We start from the raw sequence: 17,049 nt of genomic DNA, 5'->3' as shown, positions 1-17,049 counted from the left end.
GGCGGTCGCCGACCACCCTCCCACGTGCCCGGCCCGGACGCGGGCCAGGCACGCGGGTCAGGCGGCGAGGGCGACGGCGCCACCGGCGCGGTGGGCCGCCCGCGTGGCGCCGACCAGGGCGAGGGCGGGCTCCGGCTCGGCGGCCGGGACCGGCGCCGCCTCGGCCGGCTCCTGCTCGGCAGGAGCCGCCTCGGCGGCCGGGGTGCCGGCGGGGGCCAGCGGACGGACGCGGCTGCCCGGGCCGCGCAGCTCGGTGCTCACCTCGGCGAGCAGGTCGGCGAGCTCCACGTCGAGGGCGTCACAGATCGAGGCGAGCAGCTCGGAGGAGGCCTCCTTCTGCCCGCGCTCGACCTCGGAGAGGTACCCGAGGCTGACCCGGGCGGCACCGGAGACGTCGCGCAGCGTCCGCCGCTGGCGCAGCCGGTGACCACGCAGGGTCTGCCCGAGCTGGGTGCGCAGCAACGTCATGGCCGTCTCCTGTCTGGCGGAGTGAAGAGCGGCGGCACCGGAGTGCCGTGCGCCCACGGTACGCGGGCCCCCTGTCCGGCACTGATCCGGCGGGCCCACGTCCGCTCACGGCGTAACACCGCGCCGGGCCTGCGCGTTCCCGGCCCGCGCCGACCGGGTGAGGGGATGGCACGGCCTCCTCGCAAGGGTCCGCGCCGAGCAGGTGACGTGCTGGAACGGCCTCCTCGCAAGGGTCCGCGCCGAGCAGGTGACGTGCTGGAACGGCCTCCTCGCAGGGGCCCGCGCCGAGCGGAGCGAGGCGTGGGGGGGCGAGGAGGTCCTTCTTCAGGCGGCGGTGTCGGTGCGCGAACCGGCCGGCCCGGCGGCCCGCCGGGCGGCCGCCGCCCGCGCCGCCCGGGCACTGGTCCGGCGCAGCGCGAGCGCCCGCCAGACGTAGTCCAGGCCGGTGGCGAGGGTGAGCACGAGGGCCGCGGCCATGACCCACCAGCGGGCGGTGGCCAGCAGCCCGGTCAGCGGCAGGATGTACAGACCGATGGCCAGCGCCTGCACCACGGTCTTGGCCTTGCCGCCGCGGCTGGCCGCGATGACGCCGTGCCGGATCACCCAGAACCGCAGCAGCGTCACGCCGAGCTCGCGGACGAGGATGGCCAGCGTCACCCACCACGGCAGCAGGCCGAGCACCGACAGTCCGATGAGCGCGGTGCCGGTGAGCGCCTTGTCGGCGATCGGGTCGGCGAGCTTGCCGAACTCGGTGACCTGCCCGGTCCGGCGCGCGATGAGCCCGTCGTAGCGGTCGGTGATGATCGCCGCGGCGAAGAACACCGTCGCCCACACCCGGCGGGTGTCGTCCATGCCGCCGTCGGAGAGCAGCAGCACGGCGAACACCGGGACCAGGGCCAGCCGCAGCACGGTCAGCGCGTTGGGCAGGTTGACCAGCCGGGCCGACTGGGGCGGGGTCGCCGCCGGGTCGGGGACGACCGCGCTCACCGGGACCTCACGCGGCCGGGACCGGCGCGAGCGCGGCGGCGACGAGGTCGACGCCCTCGGTGCCGACCACCTCGGCCGCCAGCAGCTGCCCGGGACGGGCGTCGGCGGGCACGCCGGTGACCGTGGTGGTGCCGTCGGCGTCGGGGTCCTGGTGGGCGGCGTGCCCGACCCACACCCCCGGGCCCTCGTCGGCGGAGAGGTCCTCGGTCAGCAGCACCTCGACGCGGGTGCCGACGCGGTCCTCGGCGCGCTGCGCGGTCAGCTCCTCGACCAGGTCGGTGATCCGGCGGACGCGGGCGTCGATCTCCGCCCGGTCGAGCTTGCCGTCCAGGCCGATCGCCTCGGTGCCCTCCTCGTCGGAGTAGCCGAACACCCCGACGGCGTCCAGCCGCGCGCCGGTGAGGAACCGCTCGAGCTCGGCGACGTCGTCCTCGGTCTCCCCCGGGAAGCCGAGGATGACGTTGGTGCGGAACCCGGCCTCCGGGGCGAGGGACCGCGCCCGCTCGACGAGCGCGAGGAAGTCGTCGGTGCCGCCGAAGCGGCGCATCCGGCGCAGCAGGCCGGGCGAGGAGTGCTGGAAGGACAGGTCGAAGTACGGCGCGACGCCGTCGGTGGCGGCGATGACCTCCAGCAGGCCCGGCCGCAGCTCGGCCGGCTGCAGGTAGGCCACCCGCACGCGGGCGATCCCGTCGACGGCGGCGAGCTCCGGCAGCAGCCGCTCCAACGAGCGCAGGTCGCCGAGGTCCTTGCCGTAGGAGGTGGAGTTCTCGCTGACCAGCACCAGCTCGGTGACGCCCTGGCCGGCCAGCCAGCGCGCCTCGGTGAGCACCTCGGCCGGCGGGCGGGACACGAAGGAGCCGCGGAAGGTCGGGATGGCGCAGAACGCGCAGCGGCGGTCGCAGCCGGAGGCGAGCTTGAGCGCCGCGGTGGGGCCGGCCGCGAGCCGCCGCCGCTGCACCCAGCCGTGGCCGGGGATGACCGGCGCCTCCGGGGCGGTCGCCGCGCTCGTGCGGGCCACCGGGCTGATCGGCAGCAGCGTGCGCCGGTCGCGGGGCGAGTGCGGCACCAGCGGGCGCCCGGTGAGGACGTCGTCGAGCCGGTCGCCGATGGCGGTGTAGTCGTCGAAGCCGAGGACGGTGGCCTCGGGCAGCGCGCCGGCGAGCTCGGCGCCGTAGCGCTCGGCCATGCAGCCGACGGCGACGACGCGGGCGCCGCTGTCGGTGGCGGCGAGGATGGCGTCGACCGAGTCCTTCTTCGCCGACTCGATGAACCCGCAGGTGTTCACCAGCACCGCGTCGGCGCCCTCGGCGTCGTCGACGAGCCGGTAGCCGCCGGCGGCCAGCCGGCCGGCCAGCTCCTCGGAGTCGACTTCGTTGCGGGCGCAGCCGAGGGTCACCAGCGCCACGGTCCGGTCGGGGCTGGGCGCGGCGGTCACCGGTCCATCGTATGTGCTGGTGACCGACGGCCCCGGCCGGAGCGGGGTGATGCTCCCCGCGGGGGTCAGTCCTCGCCGGCGGGCAGGGTGCCGCCACGGATGGTGAACAGCACCGACTCCAGCTCGTCGGGCTTGATCAGCACGTCGCGGGCCTTGGACCCCTCGGAGGGGCCGACGACGCCGCGGGTCTCCATGAGGTCCATGAGCCGGCCGGCCTTGGCGAAGCCCACCCGCAGCTTGCGCTGCAGCATCGACGTCGAGCCGAACTGGCTGGTGACCACGAGCTCGACGGCCTGGCACAGCAGGTCCAGGTCCCCGCCGATGTCCTCGTCGATCTCCTTCTTCTCGCCCTGCGCGGCGCTGAAGACCTCCTCGCGGTACTCCGGCTCGGCCTGCCGCTTGGTGAACTCGACGACGGCCTCGATCTCGCCGTCGGAGACGTAGGCGCCCTGCACCCGCTGCGGCTTGCCGGCGCCGATCGGCATGAACAGCGCGTCACCCATGCCGATGAGCTTCTCGGCGCCGGGCTGGTCGAGGATGACCCGGCTGTCGGTGAGGCTCGAGGTGGAGAACGCCAGCCGCGAGGGCACGTTGGCCTTGATCAGGCCGGTGACGACGTCGACCGACGGGCGCTGCGTGGCGAGCACCAGGTGGATGCCGGCGGCGCGCGCCTTCTGGGTGATCCGCACGATCGAGTCCTCGACGTCGCGCGGGGCGACCATCATCAGGTCGGCGAGCTCGTCGACGATCGTGAGGATGTAGGGGTAGGGCCGGTAGACCCGCTCGCTGCCGGGCGGGGCGGTGATCTCGCCGCGCTCGACCTTGCGGTTGAAGTCGTCGATGTGCCGCACCCCGGTGGCCCGCATGTCCTGGTAGCGCTGCTCCATCTCCTCGACCAGCCAGGCCAGCGCAGTCGCGGCCTTCTTCGGGTCGGTGATGATCGGCGTGATCAGGTGCGGGATGCCGTCGTAGGGCGTGAGCTCGACCATCTTCGGGTCGATCAGGATCATCCGCAGCTCGTCGGGCGTGGCCCGCAGCAGCAGCGAGGTCAGCAGCGAGTTGATGCACGAGGACTTGCCGGCGCCGGTGGCACCGGCGACGAGCAGGTGCGGCATCTTCGCCAGGTTGGCCAGCACGAACTGGCCCTCGATGTCCTTGCCGAGGCCGACGAGCATCGGGTGCTGGTCCTGCTTGGCCGCCGGCGAGCGCATGACGTCGCCGAGGCTGACCGTCTCGCGGTCGGTGTTGGGCACCTCGATGCCCACCGCCGACTTGCCGGGGATCGGCGCGAGGATGCGGATGTTGTCGTTGGCGACGGCGTAGGCGATGTTGCGGGTCAGCGCGGTGATCTTCTCGACCTTGACGGCGGGGCCAAGGGTGACCTCGTACCGGGTGACCGTCGGGCCGCGGGTCATGTCGGTGACGTCGGCGTCGATGTTGAACTGCTCGAGCACGCCGCGGATGGCCTCGATGGCCTCGTCGTTGGCCTTCGAGCGGGCCCGCGGCGGCGTGCCGGGGCGCAGCAGGCTGGTCGCCGGGAGGCGGTACTCGCCCTCGACCGGCTCGATGACCAGCTGCTGCGGCTCCTCGACCGGCTCCAGCGGCTCGGGCGCGGCCGTGCGGTCGACCACCGGGGGGCGCGGGGCGGGCGGCTCCTCGGCGGGGACGGTGCGCACCGCCAGCGGCGCCTCGGCGTAGGCCCCGTGGTCGATGGGCCCGGTGGTGGTGAGGTCGGGGGCGTCCTCGGAGAGGACCTCGGCGAGCGCGGCGCGCTTCGAGCGGCGCGGTCGGGGGGCCTCCTCGGGCTCCTCGTCGTGCTCGTCGTCGTAGTCGTCGTCCCACTCCTCGTCGGAGCGGCCGGTGGTCCGGTCGACGAAGGCCCGCAGCCGCTCGGGCACCTGGTGCAGCGGCGTGGCGGTGAGGACCAGCAGCGCGAACACCGCCAGCAGCGACAGCAGCACGACCGCGACGACGGGACCGAGCCCCGCGGTCAGCGGGGTGCCGACCGCCCAGCCGACCAGGCCCCCGGTGCCGGGCCGGCCGGCGACGGGGTCGGCCGGGGTGCCGACGACGGAGGCGATGCCCAGCACCGCGAGCGTGGCGCACAGCCAGCCGATGGCCAGCCGGCCGCGGGCCTCCGGGCGCGGGGCGCGGCGCAGCAGCCGCAGGGCGGCGAGGAACAGCAGCGCCGGCAGCACCACCACCAGCGAGCCGACGACCCAGCGGACGGCGTCGGCCAGGCCGGCGCCCACCGGGCCGATGCCGTCGAACCAGGCGGCCGCCCCCAGGACGACGGCGAGGCCGAGGACGGCCAGGCCCGCGCCGTCGCGGCGGTGCTCGGGCGCGAGCGGCTCGGCCTCCTCCGGGCGGGCGACCGACCGGGCCAGGCCGCCGGCGCCGCGGGCGAGCAGGCCCCAGGCGCCGGCGGTCGCGCGCCAGATCCCGGCGGCGGCACCGGGGCGCTGCGCGGGCCGGCGGGCGGCGGGCTTGCGGTTGCCGTTGCGCGCGGGCGGCCGCTTGCCCGCGGCCGTGGACCCGGACCTCCCCTTCGGAGCCGAGCCGGACGGCCGGCGCGAGGGCGTGGTGCGGGCAGGCATGCGTCGAACGGTAGCCGCCGTCCAGGGTCCTCCCGGGCAGGCGCGAGCTCGTGTCCTGCCCCTACGGTCGGCCCATGCCGACTCCCCCGACCGTCCCGTACGGCAGCTGGCCGACCCCGGTCACCTCCGCACTCGTCGTGCGCGCCGCCGCCCGGCTGGGCGAGGTCGCCGTCGACGGCGGGGACGTGTGGTGGTCGGAGTCACGGCCCGGGGAGGGCGGCCGGTCGGCCCTGGTGCGCCGCTCGGCCGACGGCGCGGTCGCCGACGTGCTGCCGCAGCCGTGGAACGCCCGCACCCGGGTGCACGAGTACGGCGGTGGCGCCTGGGCGGTCGCCGGCGGCACGCTGTGGTTCACGCACTTCGACGACCAGCGGCTGTACCGCCTGGACCCCGGAGCCGCCGACCCGGTCGCGCTCACCCCGGCACCGGAGCTGCCGGCCGGGGTCCGGTACGCCGACCTCACCCCCACCGGCGACGGCGGGCTGCTGGCCGTCCGCGAGACGCACGCGGCGAGCGGCGCCGCGGCCGACGTCGTCAACGAGGTGGTGCGACTGGCCGCCGACGGCACGGCGGAGGTGCTGGTCAGCGGGCCCGACTTCGTCTCCGACCCCCGTCCCGGCCCGGACGGGCAGCTGGCCTGGCTGCAGTGGGACCACCCGGACATGCCGTGGGACGCCGCCCGCCTGGTGGTCCGCGCCGGCGACGGCGCGGAGACGGTCGTGGCCGGCGGTCCCGGCGAGAGCGTCGTGCAGCCGGTGTGGGGGCCCGACGGCGACCTGCTGTTCCTCTGCGACCGCAGCGACTGCTGGTCGCTGTACCGGTGGCGGCCCGGCGGCGCCGTGGAGACGGTGCTCGACGTCGGCCGCGACATCGGCGGCCCGCAGTGGCAGTTCGCGTCCAGCCGCTACGCCGTGCTCGCCGACGGGCGGCTGGTCGTGGCGGTGGGCGAGCAGGGCGGCGACGTGCTGGGCGTGCTCTCCGCCGACGGGGAGCTGCGGCGGCTCGACGTCCCGTACCGCACCTTCCGGTACCTGCGCGCGCAGGGGACGGCGGTGGTCTGCGTGGCCGCGAGCCCGTCCACCGAGCCGGTGGTGGTGCGCGTCGACGTCGACGGCGGCGCCGACGGTGGTGCGGCGGAGGTGCTGCGGCCGGCCCGCGACCTCGGCCTGGACCCCGCCTGGTTCTCGGTGCCCGAGCACGTGACCTTCCCGACCGAGGACCGCGGCACCGGGATCGGGGTCGCCCACGCCCTGGTCTACCCGCCGGCGAACCCCTCGGTGAGCGCGCCGGAGGACGAGCGCCCGCCGCTGCTGGTCGTCGTGCACGGCGGCCCCACGGCGGCGGCGCGACCCGTGCTCGACCTGGAGGTGCAGTACTGGACGACGCGGGGCTTCTGCGTCGCCGACGTCGACTACCGGGGCTCGGTCGGCTACGGCCGCCGCTACCGCGACGCGCTGCGCGGCCGCTGGGGCGAGGTCGACCTCGACGACGTCGTCGCCTGCGCCCGGTTCCTCGCCGACGCCGGCCGGGTCGACCCCGCGCGCACGGCGATCCGGGGCGGGTCGGCCGGTGGCTACACGACGCTGGCCGCCCTCACCATGCGCCCGGGCGTCTTCACGGCCGGCGCCAGCCACTTCGGCGTCGCCGACCTCGGCGCGCTGGCCGCCGAGACGCACAAGTTCGAGTCCCGCTACCTCGACGGCCTGGTGGCGCCCTGGCCGGAGGGCGCCGACGTCTACGCGGCGCGCTCGCCGATCACCCACGTCGACGCGCTCGACACCCCGCTGGCGGTGTTCCAGGGCGAGGAGGACGAGGTCGTGCCGCCCGACCAGGCCGAGGCGATCGTCGCCGCGCTCCGGGAGAAGGGCGTCCCGCACGCCTACCTGCTGTTCCCGGGCGAGCAGCACGGCTTCCGGCGGGCGGAGAACATCCGCGCCGCGCTCGACGGCGAGCTGTCCTTCTACGCGCAGGTGTGGGGCTTCGCGCTGCCCGAGGACGAGGGGATCGAACCGATCACCGTGGTGCGGTGAGGGCGGCCGGCGCCGTCGCCGGCTGAACCGGAGCGCCCCGGCGTGCGTACGTCCCCGTGACGGGCAGCCGCAGCGCCGGGAGGTCGTGGATGGGACGGCACACACCGGTGCCGGCGACGGGGCTGGACGTGCGGGCGGCCTACGCCGCGCACGGCGGGGAGCTGTACCGCTTCGCGCTGCGGCAGCTCGGCGACGGCGGCGCCGCGCAGGACGTCGTCCAGGAGGTGTTCCTCCGGGCCTGGCGCGCCTCCGGCTCCTTCGACCCGCAGCTGGCGAGCCTGCGCACGTGGCTGTTCGCGATCGCGCGCAACGTGGTGGTCGACGAGGCCCGCCGCTTCGCCGTCCGGCCGTGGCAGCGGCACCTGACCGACGGCGCGGACGTCGACGGCCCCGCCGTGGCCGCCGCCGACGAGGGGCTGGTCGACGCCTGGGTGGTGGAGGAGGCACTGCGGCGGATCAGCGCCGAGCACCGGACGGCGATCGTGCAGACGCACCTGCGCGGGCGGCCCTACGCGGAGGTCGCCGCGGAGCTCGGCGTCCCGGTCGGGACCGTCCGCAGCCGGGTGTTCTACGGGCTCAAGGCGCTGCGCCTGGCCCTGGACGAGATGGGGGTCGAGCCGTGAGCGGCGCACACGGGGACGCGCACCGGGAGCTGCGGGAGCTGCTGGGCGCCTACGCGCTGGGGCACCTCGGGCCGGCCGAGCGCGACCGGGTGCAGGCCCACCTCGACGGCTGCCCGGAGTGCCGCGCCGAGCTGGCCGGGATCGCGCCGCTGGCCGCCCGGCTGGCCGCCGTCGACCCCGACGCCCTCGACGCCACCCCCACTCCCCCGCCGGACCTCGGCGCCCGCGTCCTGGCCCGCATCGCCGAGGAGGAGCGGCGGGTCGTGCCGCTGCGCCGGGCGGCGGCGCGGCGCCGGGTGCTGGCCGCCGCGGCGGTCGCGGGGGTGGCCGCCGCGGGCGGCGCGGTCGGGTGGGCGCTGCGCCCGGTGCCCGATCCGGTGCCGCTGGAGCCGGTGGCGGTCCAGGCGGTGGAGCCCGGCGTCGAGGCCAGCGCGCAGCTGGTGCCGCACACCTGGGGCGTGGAGGTGGAGCTGACCGGCACCGGGTTCGCCGCCGGCGAGGTCTACCGGGTGGCGGTCACCGACGACGCCGGCCGCGAGGTGCCCGCCGGGGAGTTCCTCGGGGTGGGCCCGCAGCAGATGCGCTGCAGCCTCAACTCCTCGGTGCTGCGCGACGACGCCGTCGGCTTCGAGGTGGTCGACGCCGACGGCGAGGTGGTGGTCCGCTCGCGGTTCTGAGCCCGCCGGGGTCCTGACCCGCCGCACCCGAGGTGCGACGGAGGGCGCCGATCCCCGTGCCCGGCGCCCTCCGCCGGGTCGGTCAGACCTCGCCGGGGACGGTGCGCCCGTCGACGGTGAAGCCGGCGCCCGCGCCGTCCTGGAAGACGTCGGGGCCGAGCGGGGCGGTGTTGCCCCGGATGGTCGTGCGGGTGACCGTCATGGTCCCGGGCTCGGAGTTCCACAGCCCACCGCCCTCGGCCGCGGCGCTGTTGCCGGTGACGGTGCCGCGGTCGATGCGCACGGTCCCGGCGCCGGTGAGGTGCAGGCCGCCGCCGTTGCCCGGCACCGGTCCGGTGGTGTTGCCGGTCAGCGCGGTGCGGTCGAGCGTCGTCGTCCCGGTGTCGGCCTCGATGCCGCCGCCGGCCCGCCGGGAGCTGTTGCCCTCGACCACCGAGCGGGTGACGGTCATCGTGCCGCTGTCGTTGAGCAGCCCGCCGCCGGAGCCGGAGGCGCCGTCGGCGACGTTGCCGCGGACCTCGGTGCGGTCGACGGTCAGCGACCCGCCGTCGTTGAACAGCCCACCGCCGCCGTTGTCGGCCGCTGGGCCCCTGGCGCGGTTGCCGGTGACGGTGCTGCGCTCGACGGTCATCGTGCCGGTCGCGGAGTTCCAGAGGCCGCCGCCCTCCGCGGCGGCGGTGTTGTCCTCCACGGTGCTGCGCTCGACGTGCACGGTGCCGGTGCCGGTCAGGTGCAGCCCGCCACCGTTGCCCGGGCTCGCGCCGGTGCTGTTGTGCGACAGCGTCGAACGGGTGACGGTCGTCGTCGACCCCGCGATCGCCTCGATGCCGCCCCCGGCACGGGTGGCCGAGTTGCCGGTGATCGTGCTGCGCTCGACGACGAGCGTGCCGGCGTTGAGGACACCTCCTCCGGAGGCGCCGCCGGTGGTGCCCGGGGCGCCGGGAGCCACGCCGCCGGTGACGGTGACCTCCCGCAGGGTCAGGGAGCCGCCGGGCCGGACGTCGAACACCCGGTCGAGGTGCTCGGCGTCGACCGTGGCACCGCGACCCTCGATCACCACCCGGCCGGTGACGTCGAGGTCGCCGGCGGCCGCGGTGTCGTCCGACCCGGCCAGCGTCAGGCGGTAGGTGCGGTCGGACAGGACGATCCTGCCGGAGCCTGCGGCGTTGGCCGCCTGCACCGCGGCGCGCAGTGAGCCGGCGCCACCGTCGTCGGTCGTGGTGACGTCGTACCCGGCGGAGGAGGACCGGCCTGCCGAGTGGTACGAACCGCCCGAGTGGTGCCAGTCGCCGGGGCCGCCGGCGGCGGCGGGGGTGGCCGTGAGCAGGAGCAGGGCGAACGCCGACGTACCGGCCGCGGCGCCGGAGCGGAGTGCGGCGGGTCGCCCGGGTGCTGGAGGCATGACAGTCCCCTCGTGAGAGCGGCGACGCCCGCGGACCGGGCGCCGCACACGAGGGGGTACGGCCGAGGGGCCCACCGCGTTCAGGCGCGCCCCGGCCACCTGCCAGGAGCCCGCCTGCGAGCGGTGGGCCGAGGGAGTCCCCGTCAGACCTCGAGGACGGTCGGGATGATCATCGGCCGGCGGCGGTGGGTGTCGCTCACCCACTTGCCCACGGTCCGGCGGATGGTCTGCGAGAGCCGGTGGGCGTCGGTCTGCCCGTCGGAGAGCTCCCGCTTGAGGTTCTCCTCGACCAGCCGCAGCACCTCGTCGAACGCCGTGGGGTCGTCGGAGAAGCCGCGGGTGGACAGGTGCACCGGCCGCACGATGGTGCCGGTGGAGGGCTCGACGACGACGGTCAGCGCCACGAAGCCCTCGTCGCCGAGGATCCGCCGCTCCTGCAGCGCCTCCTCGCCGACGTCGCCGACGTTGAGGCCGTCGACGTAGACGTTGCCCACCGGCACCGACCCGGTGATCGTCGCCTTGCCGTCGACGAGGTCGACGACGACGCCGTCCTCGGCGAGCAGCACCCGGTCGGCGGCCATGCCGGTCTCCTCGGCGAGCGCCGCGTGCGCCCGCAGGTGCCGCCACTCGCCGTGCACCGGCATGAGGTAGCGGGGCTTGGCCACGTTGAGCAGCGTGCGCAGCTCCCCGGCGGGGGCGTGCCCGGAGACGTGCACGCGCGCGGTCTCCTTGTGCACGACCGTGGCGCCGAGCCGGGCCAGCCCGTTGATCACCTTGTAGACGGCGGTCTCGTTGCCGGGGACCAGCGAGGAGGCCAGCACGATGGTGTCGCCGGCCTCGATGGTGACCTGGTGGTGCTCGCCGCGGGCCATCCGGCCCAGCGCCGACAGCGGCTCGCCCTGCGACCCGGTGCTGACCAGCACCACCTGCTCGGGCGGCATGCTCGTGGCCTCGTCCAGGGCGACCATCAGGCCCGGCGGCACGCGCAGCAGGCCCAGGTCGCGCGCGACGCCCATGTTGCGGACCATCGACCGGCCGACGAAGGCGACCTTGCGGCCGTGAATCTCGGCGGCGTCGAGCACCTGCTGGATGCGGTGCACGTGGCTGGCGAAGCTGGAGACGATCAGCCGCTGGGTGGCGCGGCGGAAGACGTCCTCGAGCACCGGGCCGATCGAGCGCTCGGGCGTGACGAAGCCGGGGATCTCGGCGTTGGTGGAGTCGGCCAGCAGCAGGTCGATGCCCTCGAGGCCGAGCCGGGCGAAGGCGCCGAGGTCGGTGAGGACGCCGTCGAGCGGGAGCTGGTCCATCTTGAAGTCGCCGGTGTGCACCAGGACGCCGGCGGGCGTGTGCACGGCGACGGCCAGCGCGTCGGGGATCGAGTGGTTGACCGAGATGAACTCGCAGTGGAACGGCCCGGCCACGTGGTCGTCGCCGGCGGCGACCTCGACCAGCGTGGGGACCAGCCGGTGCTCGCGCAGCTTGGCCGCCACCAGGGCGAGGGTGAACCGGGAGCCGACCAGCGGGATGTCGCCGCGCAGCCGCAGCAGGTAGGGGATCGCGCCGATGTGGTCCTCGTGCCCGTGGGTGAGGACGACGGCCTCGATGTCGCCCAGCCGGTGCTCGATGACCCCGAAGTCGGGGAGGATGAGGTCGACGCCGGGCTGCTCGGCCTCGGGGAAGAGCACGCCGCAGTCGATGACCAGCAGCTTGCCGTCGAACTCGAGGACGGCCATGTTGCGCCCGATCTCCCCGAGCCCGCCGAGGGCGATGACGCGCAGCCCTCCTTCCGGCAGCGGCGGCGGCGTCTTGAGGTCGAGGTGGGGCTGGCCGGCCTGTCCGGCGGAGCTGACGGTCACTTCACGTGGGCCTCTCGGAGGTGGACCCCGCCGGCGGCGAGGTCGGCGCGCAGCTGCGCGATCTGCTCGGGGGTGGCGTCGACCAGCGGCGGGCGCACGGGACCGGCGGGCAGCCCCAGCTCGCGCAGCGCCGCCTTCACCATGATGACGCCCTGGGTGCGGAAGATGCCGGTGTAGAGCGGCAGCAGGCCCTGGTTGACCTCGCGCGCCCGGACCAGGTCGCCGGACTCGACGGCGGCGATCAGCTCGGCCAGCCGGGCCCCGGCCAGGTGCCCGACGACGCTCACCACGCCGACCGCCCCGAGCGCCAGCAGCGGCAGGTTGAGCATGTCCTCGCCGGAGTAGTAGGCCAGGTCGGTGCGCGCCCGCGTCCACGCGACGGCGCCGAGGTCGCCCTTGGCGTCCTTGACCGCCACGATCCGCGGGTGCTCGGCGGCCCGCACGAGGGTCTCGACCTCGATCGGCACCACCGAGCGCGGCGGGATGTCGTACAGCATGACCGGCAGGTCGGTGGAGTCCGCGACGGCGGTGAAGTGCCGCAGCAGCCCCGCCTGCGGCGGCTTGTTGTAGTAGGGGGTGACGACGAGCAGCCCGTGCGCGCCGATGCGCTCGGCGTCGCGGGCCCGGTCGATGCTGTGCGCGGTGTCGTTGGTGCCCACCCCGGCGATGACCACGGCGCGGTCGCCGACGGCGTCGAGGACCGCCTTGAGGACCGCGCGCGACTCGCCGTCGCGGACGGTCGGCGACTCCCCCGTCGTCCCCAGCACGACCAGGCCGTCGTGGGCCTCGCGGTCGACCAGGTGCGCGGCCAGCTCCTGCGCCCCGGCGGTGTCGATCGAGCCGTCCTCGGTGAACGGGGTGACCATCGCCGTGAGGACGCGCCCGAACGGCCGGGCGGGGTCGGAGGTCATGCACCCGAATCTACCGACCGTCCCCGCCGGTCTCCGGATCTACCGACCGTGCCCGTCGGTCCCCGGCGCGGCAGCGCGGGCGCGCCCGTACTCGGTGACGGCGTAGCGCAGCCCGGTCGCCGAGGTGGCCCAGCCCTCGCGGGGGGTCCGGGTGACGGGCCGCCACCGGCCGTCGAGGGCGGGGGCGCGGGTGTCGCCGTCGACGGCGAGGTCGACGTCGGTGACGACCAGCCGGCCGGCGTGCGGCAGGAACGCGGCATAGACGGCCGCGCCGCCGATCACCCAGCAGCCGGGGGCGGTGGCGAGCACGTCGGCGACCGAGCCGGCGCGCTCGGCGCCGTCGGCGGCCCAGGCCGGGTCCCGGGTGAGGACGACGTTGCGCCGGCCCGGCAGCGGGCGGTTGCGCGCGGGCAGCGACTCCCAGGTCCGGCGTCCCATGACCACGGTGCCGCCGGAGGTCAGCTCCTTGAACAGACGCAGGTCCTCGGGCAGGTGCCAGGGCAGCCGGCCGCCGGCGCCGATGACCCGGTCGCGGGCCTGCGCCCAGACGAGCGAGACGGTCACACGGGTCAGACCGCGACGGCGGCGCGGATGGCCGGGTGCGGGTCGTAGCCGTGCAGGGTGAAGTCGGCGAAGGCGTGGTCGAACAGCGACGGCGCCGGCGCGATCTCCAGCGTCGGGAACGGCCGCGCCTCGCGGGAGAGCTGCTGGCGCACCTGCTCGACGTGGTTGCTGTAGACGTGGCAGTCGCCGCCGACCCAGATGAACTCGCCGGGCTCGAGGCCGGCCTGCGCGGCGACCATGCGGGTGAGGAGCGCGTAGCTGGCGATGTTGAACGGGACGCCCAGGAACATGTCGGCGCTGCGCTGGTAGAGCTGGCAGGACAGCCGGCCGTCGTGCACGGCGAACTGGAACAGCGCGTGGCAGGGCGCGAGCGCCATCTGCGGCAGCGCGGCGACGTTCCACGCCGACACCACCATGCGGCGGGAGTCGGGGTCGGTGCGCAGCGTGTCGAGGACGCCCTGGATCTGGTCGACCGTGCCGCCGTCGGGCGTGGGCCAGGACCGCCACTGGACGCCGTAGACCGGCCCGAGGTCGCCGTCGGCGTCGGCCCACTCGTCCCAGATGGTGACGCCCTGCTCCTGCAGCCAGCGCACGTTGCCGTCGCCGCGCAGGAACCACAGCAGCTCGACGGCGACGGAGCGGAAGTGCACCTTCTTCGTCGTGACCAGCGGGAAGGACTCCGCGAGGTCGTAGCGCAGGCGTTCCCCGAAGGTGCTCACGGTGCCGGTGCCGGTGCGGTCGGACTTCGGCGTCCCGGTCTCGAGGATCCGCCGCAGGAGGTCCTCGTACTGGGTGTCGACCGGTCCGCTGCTGCTGCCCACGGCGGGCCAGCCTAGGCGACGACCGGGCGCGGGCCCGGCAGCGCGCAGCCGAGGTCGGCGGCCAGGTCGCCGCGGCCGGCGACGGCGACGTCGTCGAGCTCGGACCAGTCGGCCATGAGCCGCAGCTCGGCGGCCAGCGCGGCGGCGACCTCGGCGCGGTCGACCCCGGCCTCGGCGTGGGCGGCCTGCACGCGCAGCACCCCGGCCTGCCGGTCGGCCTTGAGGTCGGCGCGGGCCACCAGCCGGTCCCCGAGGAGGAACGGCAGGACGTAGTAGCCGTGCACCCGCTGCGCGGCCGGGGTGTAGATCTCCAGGCGGTAGCGGAAGCCGAAGATGCGCTCGACCCGCGGCCGCTCCCACACCAGCGAGTCGAACGGCGAGAGCAGCGCCTGCGTGCGGATCCACCGCGGCCGCCGGGCCGCCGGGTCCAGCCAGGCCGGCGCGCCCCAGCCGGCCACCTCGACGGGGAGCAGCTCACCGGCCTCCGCCAGCTCGGCGATCGCCTGCCGGGCCGGCGCCGGGCGCAGGCGGAAGTAGTCGCGCAGGTCGCGCTCGGTGGCCACGCCGAGCGCGCGGGCGGCGGTGCGCACCAGCTCCCGGACGGCGTCGGCCGGCTCCGGGGTGGGGGTCTGCACGACGGCGGCGGGCAGCACGCGCTCGGTGAGGTCGTAGACCCGCTCGAACGACGTCGTCCGCGCCCGGGCGGTGAGCGCGCCGGTGTAGAAGAGCCACTCCAGCGCGACCTTGCCGGCGTGCCAGTTCCACATGCTCCCGGGCCGGTCGGGCCGGGGCTCGGCCAGGTCGCTGGCCTTGGTGGGCCCGGACGCGCGGACCCGGTCGAGCACCTCGGTGACGTAGCCGGGCCGCTCCCGCTGGATGCGGACCATCGAGCCCCAGGCGTGCTCCTCGGCCGCGGCCATCCGCCACCGCAGGTGGGGGTGCAGCCGCACGGGGAGGTAGGACGCCTCGTGCGCCCAGTACTCGAACACCTCGTGGCGGCGGGCCATGAAGTCGTCGAGGACGGGGCGGCGGTAGGCACCCAGCCGGCTGAACGCCGGCAGGTAGTGCGAGCGGGAGAGCACGTTGACCGAGTCGATCTGGACGACGGCGAGCCGGTCGGTCATCCGCCGCAGCCGGCGGCTGTCGACGACGCCGTCGGGGCGCGGGTCGGCGAAGCCCTGGGCGGCCAGCGCGATGCGCCGGGCGAGCGCGGCGGGCAGCCGTTCGGCGGTCGGTGCGGGCACGCCTGCGATCCTGCCCCGGTCCTGTGACGTTCTCCGCCCCCGGTCGGACCTAGGCTCCCCGCGTGGACCCCCGGACCCCGTTCCCGCGCCTGACCGGCACCGCGGACGTGTCGGTGCGCCCCGCGACCCCGGCCGAGGCCGCCGAGGTGGCGCGGGTGCAGGAGCAGGCCTGGCGCGCCGCGGCCGCGCTGCCTGCCGCGGTCCTCGACGGCTGGGACGCCGCGTCCGCCACCGAGGCGTGGACGGCGGCCATCACCTCCCCGCCGACCCCGGGGCACGGTGTCCTCGTGGCCCTCGACGACGGCCGCGTCGTCGGCTTCGCCGCCTACGGTCCCGCGGAGGTCGCGCCCGGGGAGGATCCCCACCCGGCCGGGCCGACCACGGAGCTCGCCGTCCTGCTGGTGGAGCCGCGCTGGGGACGGCGCGGCCACGGCAGCCGGCTGCTCGCTGCCGTCGCCGATCTGACCCGGTCGACGGGCACCGCCCGCCTCCAGACGTGGGTGGCCGAGGGCGACCGGGTCACCGCCGGGTTCCTCGAGTCGGCCGGCTGGGACCGGGACGGCTGGGTCCGCACGCTCGACGCCGACGGGACGCCGCTGCGGGAGGTCCGCTGGCACACGATCCTGGAGGAGGCCGCATGACGTTCGCCGGTTTCCCCGACGACGGGCTGGTCTTCTACGAGGGCCTGGAGGCCGACAACTCCAAGACCTACTGGACGCGCTCGAAGTCGGTCTACGACTCCTCCGTCCGGGCGCCGATGCAGGCGCTGGTCGACGCGCTGGCCCCCGAGTTCGGGGCCGCGAAGCTGTTCCGGCCCTACCGCGACGTCCGCTTCAGCAACGACAAGACGCCGTACAAGACCCACCAGGGTGCCGTCGTGGTGCCCGAGGGCCGCGGAGCCGGCGCCTGGTACGTGCAGATCTCCGCGGAGGGCCTCCGGGTGGCCGGTGGCGCGTGGCGGCTGGAGTCCGACCAGGTGGAGCGCTTCCGCCGGGCGGTCGCCGACGACGTCCAGGGTCCCCGGCTGCGCGACGAGGTGCACCGCCTGGCCGGCGAGGGCTGGGTGATCGACGGGGACCGGCTCACCCGCGCACCCAAGGGCTACGACGTCGACGACGACCGTGCCGACCTGTTGCGCCACCGCTCGCTGCACGCGGGCCGGCTGTTCGAGTACGCCGACTGGCTGCACGGGCCCGGCGCGCTCGACCGTGTCCGGGACGCCTGGCGCGACCTCGTGCCGCTCAACGCCTGGTTCGCCGACAACGTCGGTGCGACCACCAAGGAGGTCCGTCGCCGCTGACCGGCGGCGGGGAGACGTCGCCGGGGAATGTCCCGGAAATGGGCGAGGACGGGAGTCGGAGCCCATCGGCTCCGACTCCCGTCCTCGTGAATGGTTGTCCGGCGGTGTCCTACTCTCCCACCCCGTCTCCAGGG

The 17,049-nt window shown here is 75.8% G+C and carries 15 protein-coding genes; 5 read left to right on the top strand and 10 right to left on the bottom strand.

Annotation, left to right across the window (positions count from 1 at the left end; all coding sequences use genetic code 11):
- Positions 1 to 57: 57 nt before the first annotated feature.
- The 4 genes from ACI780_RS17695 to ACI780_RS17680 form a co-directional block, all read right to left on the bottom strand.
- Complete coding sequence (locus tag ACI780_RS17695; RefSeq protein ID WP_456871267.1) at positions 58 to 468, bottom strand: helix-turn-helix domain-containing protein; 411 nt, start codon at positions 466 to 468, stop codon at positions 58 to 60.
- Positions 469 to 792: 324 nt separating this feature from the next.
- Complete coding sequence (gene pgsA / locus ACI780_RS17690; RefSeq protein ID WP_456871266.1) at positions 793 to 1,455, bottom strand: CDP-diacylglycerol--glycerol-3-phosphate 3-phosphatidyltransferase; 663 nt, start codon at positions 1,453 to 1,455, stop codon at positions 793 to 795.
- Positions 1,456 to 1,462: 7 nt separating this feature from the next.
- The gene (locus tag ACI780_RS17685) at positions 1,463 to 2,890 is read right to left on the bottom strand and encodes a MiaB/RimO family radical SAM methylthiotransferase (RefSeq protein ID WP_457004586.1); all 1,428 of its coding nucleotides are present in this window, start codon (positions 2,888 to 2,890) and stop codon (positions 1,463 to 1,465) included.
- 65 nt (positions 2,891 to 2,955) lie between these two features.
- A complete protein-coding gene (locus ACI780_RS17680; RefSeq protein ID WP_457004584.1) occupies positions 2,956 to 5,487 on the bottom strand; it encodes a DNA translocase FtsK 4TM domain-containing protein in 2,532 nt (843 codons plus the stop codon).
- Between the two features lie 74 nt (positions 5,488 to 5,561).
- On the opposite strand from ACI780_RS17680, the gene ACI780_RS17675 reads away from it, so the two are divergent.
- The 3 genes from ACI780_RS17675 (at position 5,562) to ACI780_RS17665 (ending at position 8,817) form a co-directional block, all read left to right on the top strand.
- The gene (locus ACI780_RS17675; protein WP_457004582.1) at positions 5,562 to 7,517 is read left to right on the top strand and encodes a prolyl oligopeptidase family serine peptidase; all 1,956 of its coding nucleotides are present in this window, start codon (positions 5,562 to 5,564) and stop codon (positions 7,515 to 7,517) included.
- 89 nt (positions 7,518 to 7,606) lie between these two features.
- Positions 7,607 to 8,140 (top strand): sigma-70 family RNA polymerase sigma factor, encoded by a 534-nt coding sequence (locus tag ACI780_RS17670; protein ID WP_456871262.1) that lies wholly within the window; start codon positions 7,607 to 7,609, stop codon positions 8,138 to 8,140.
- On the top strand, positions 8,137 to 8,817 hold the full coding sequence (locus ACI780_RS17665) for an anti-sigma factor family protein (protein ID WP_457004579.1): 681 nt from the start codon (positions 8,137 to 8,139) through the stop codon (positions 8,815 to 8,817). The genes ACI780_RS17670 and ACI780_RS17665 overlap by 4 nt, the downstream gene beginning before the upstream one ends.
- Positions 8,818 to 8,899: 82 nt before the next feature.
- Here ACI780_RS17665 and ACI780_RS17660 read toward each other — a convergent pair whose 3' ends face one another.
- From ACI780_RS17660 to ACI780_RS17635, 6 genes are all read right to left on the bottom strand, one after another.
- A complete protein-coding gene (locus ACI780_RS17660) occupies positions 8,900 to 10,219 on the bottom strand; it encodes a right-handed parallel beta-helix repeat-containing protein (RefSeq protein ID WP_456871260.1) in 1,320 nt (439 codons plus the stop codon).
- Between the two features lie 143 nt (positions 10,220 to 10,362).
- Positions 10,363 to 12,075, bottom strand: a complete 1,713-nt coding sequence (locus tag ACI780_RS17655) for a ribonuclease J (RefSeq protein WP_457004577.1) — start codon at positions 12,073 to 12,075, stop codon at positions 10,363 to 10,365.
- Positions 12,072 to 12,986: a 4-hydroxy-tetrahydrodipicolinate synthase gene (dapA, locus tag ACI780_RS17650; protein WP_456871258.1), complete on the bottom strand. Its 915-nt coding sequence runs from the start codon at positions 12,984 to 12,986 to the stop codon at positions 12,072 to 12,074. The genes ACI780_RS17655 and dapA overlap by 4 nt, the downstream gene beginning before the upstream one ends.
- Before the next feature lie 39 nt (positions 12,987 to 13,025).
- Entirely contained in the window at positions 13,026 to 13,550 is a 525-nt protein-coding gene (locus ACI780_RS17645; RefSeq protein ID WP_456871257.1) for a dihydrofolate reductase, read from the bottom strand.
- A gap of 5 nt (positions 13,551 to 13,555) precedes the next feature.
- On the bottom strand, positions 13,556 to 14,371 hold the full coding sequence (locus ACI780_RS17640) for a thymidylate synthase (protein ID WP_456871256.1): 816 nt from the start codon (positions 14,369 to 14,371) through the stop codon (positions 13,556 to 13,558).
- A gap of 11 nt (positions 14,372 to 14,382) precedes the next feature.
- Positions 14,383 to 15,615 carry a winged helix-turn-helix domain-containing protein gene (locus ACI780_RS17635; protein ID WP_456871255.1) on the bottom strand — a complete coding sequence of 411 codons (1,233 nt, stop codon included), beginning with the start codon at positions 15,613 to 15,615 and terminating at the stop codon, positions 14,383 to 14,385.
- 62 nt (positions 15,616 to 15,677) lie between these two features.
- Here ACI780_RS17635 and ACI780_RS17630 point away from each other — a divergent pair, with 62 nt between their 5' ends.
- Entirely contained in the window at positions 15,678 to 16,256 is a 579-nt protein-coding gene (locus ACI780_RS17630; RefSeq protein ID WP_456871254.1) for an N-acetyltransferase family protein, read from the top strand.
- Positions 16,253 to 16,915 (top strand): DUF2461 domain-containing protein, encoded by a 663-nt coding sequence (locus tag ACI780_RS17625; RefSeq protein WP_456871253.1) that lies wholly within the window; start codon positions 16,253 to 16,255, stop codon positions 16,913 to 16,915. The genes ACI780_RS17630 and ACI780_RS17625 overlap by 4 nt, the downstream gene beginning before the upstream one ends.
- Positions 16,916 to 17,049: the final 134 nt, after the last annotated feature.

The organism is Geodermatophilus sp. SYSU D00814, assembly GCF_054050055.1.
This window is presented reverse-complemented; position numbering and strand designations above follow the sequence as displayed.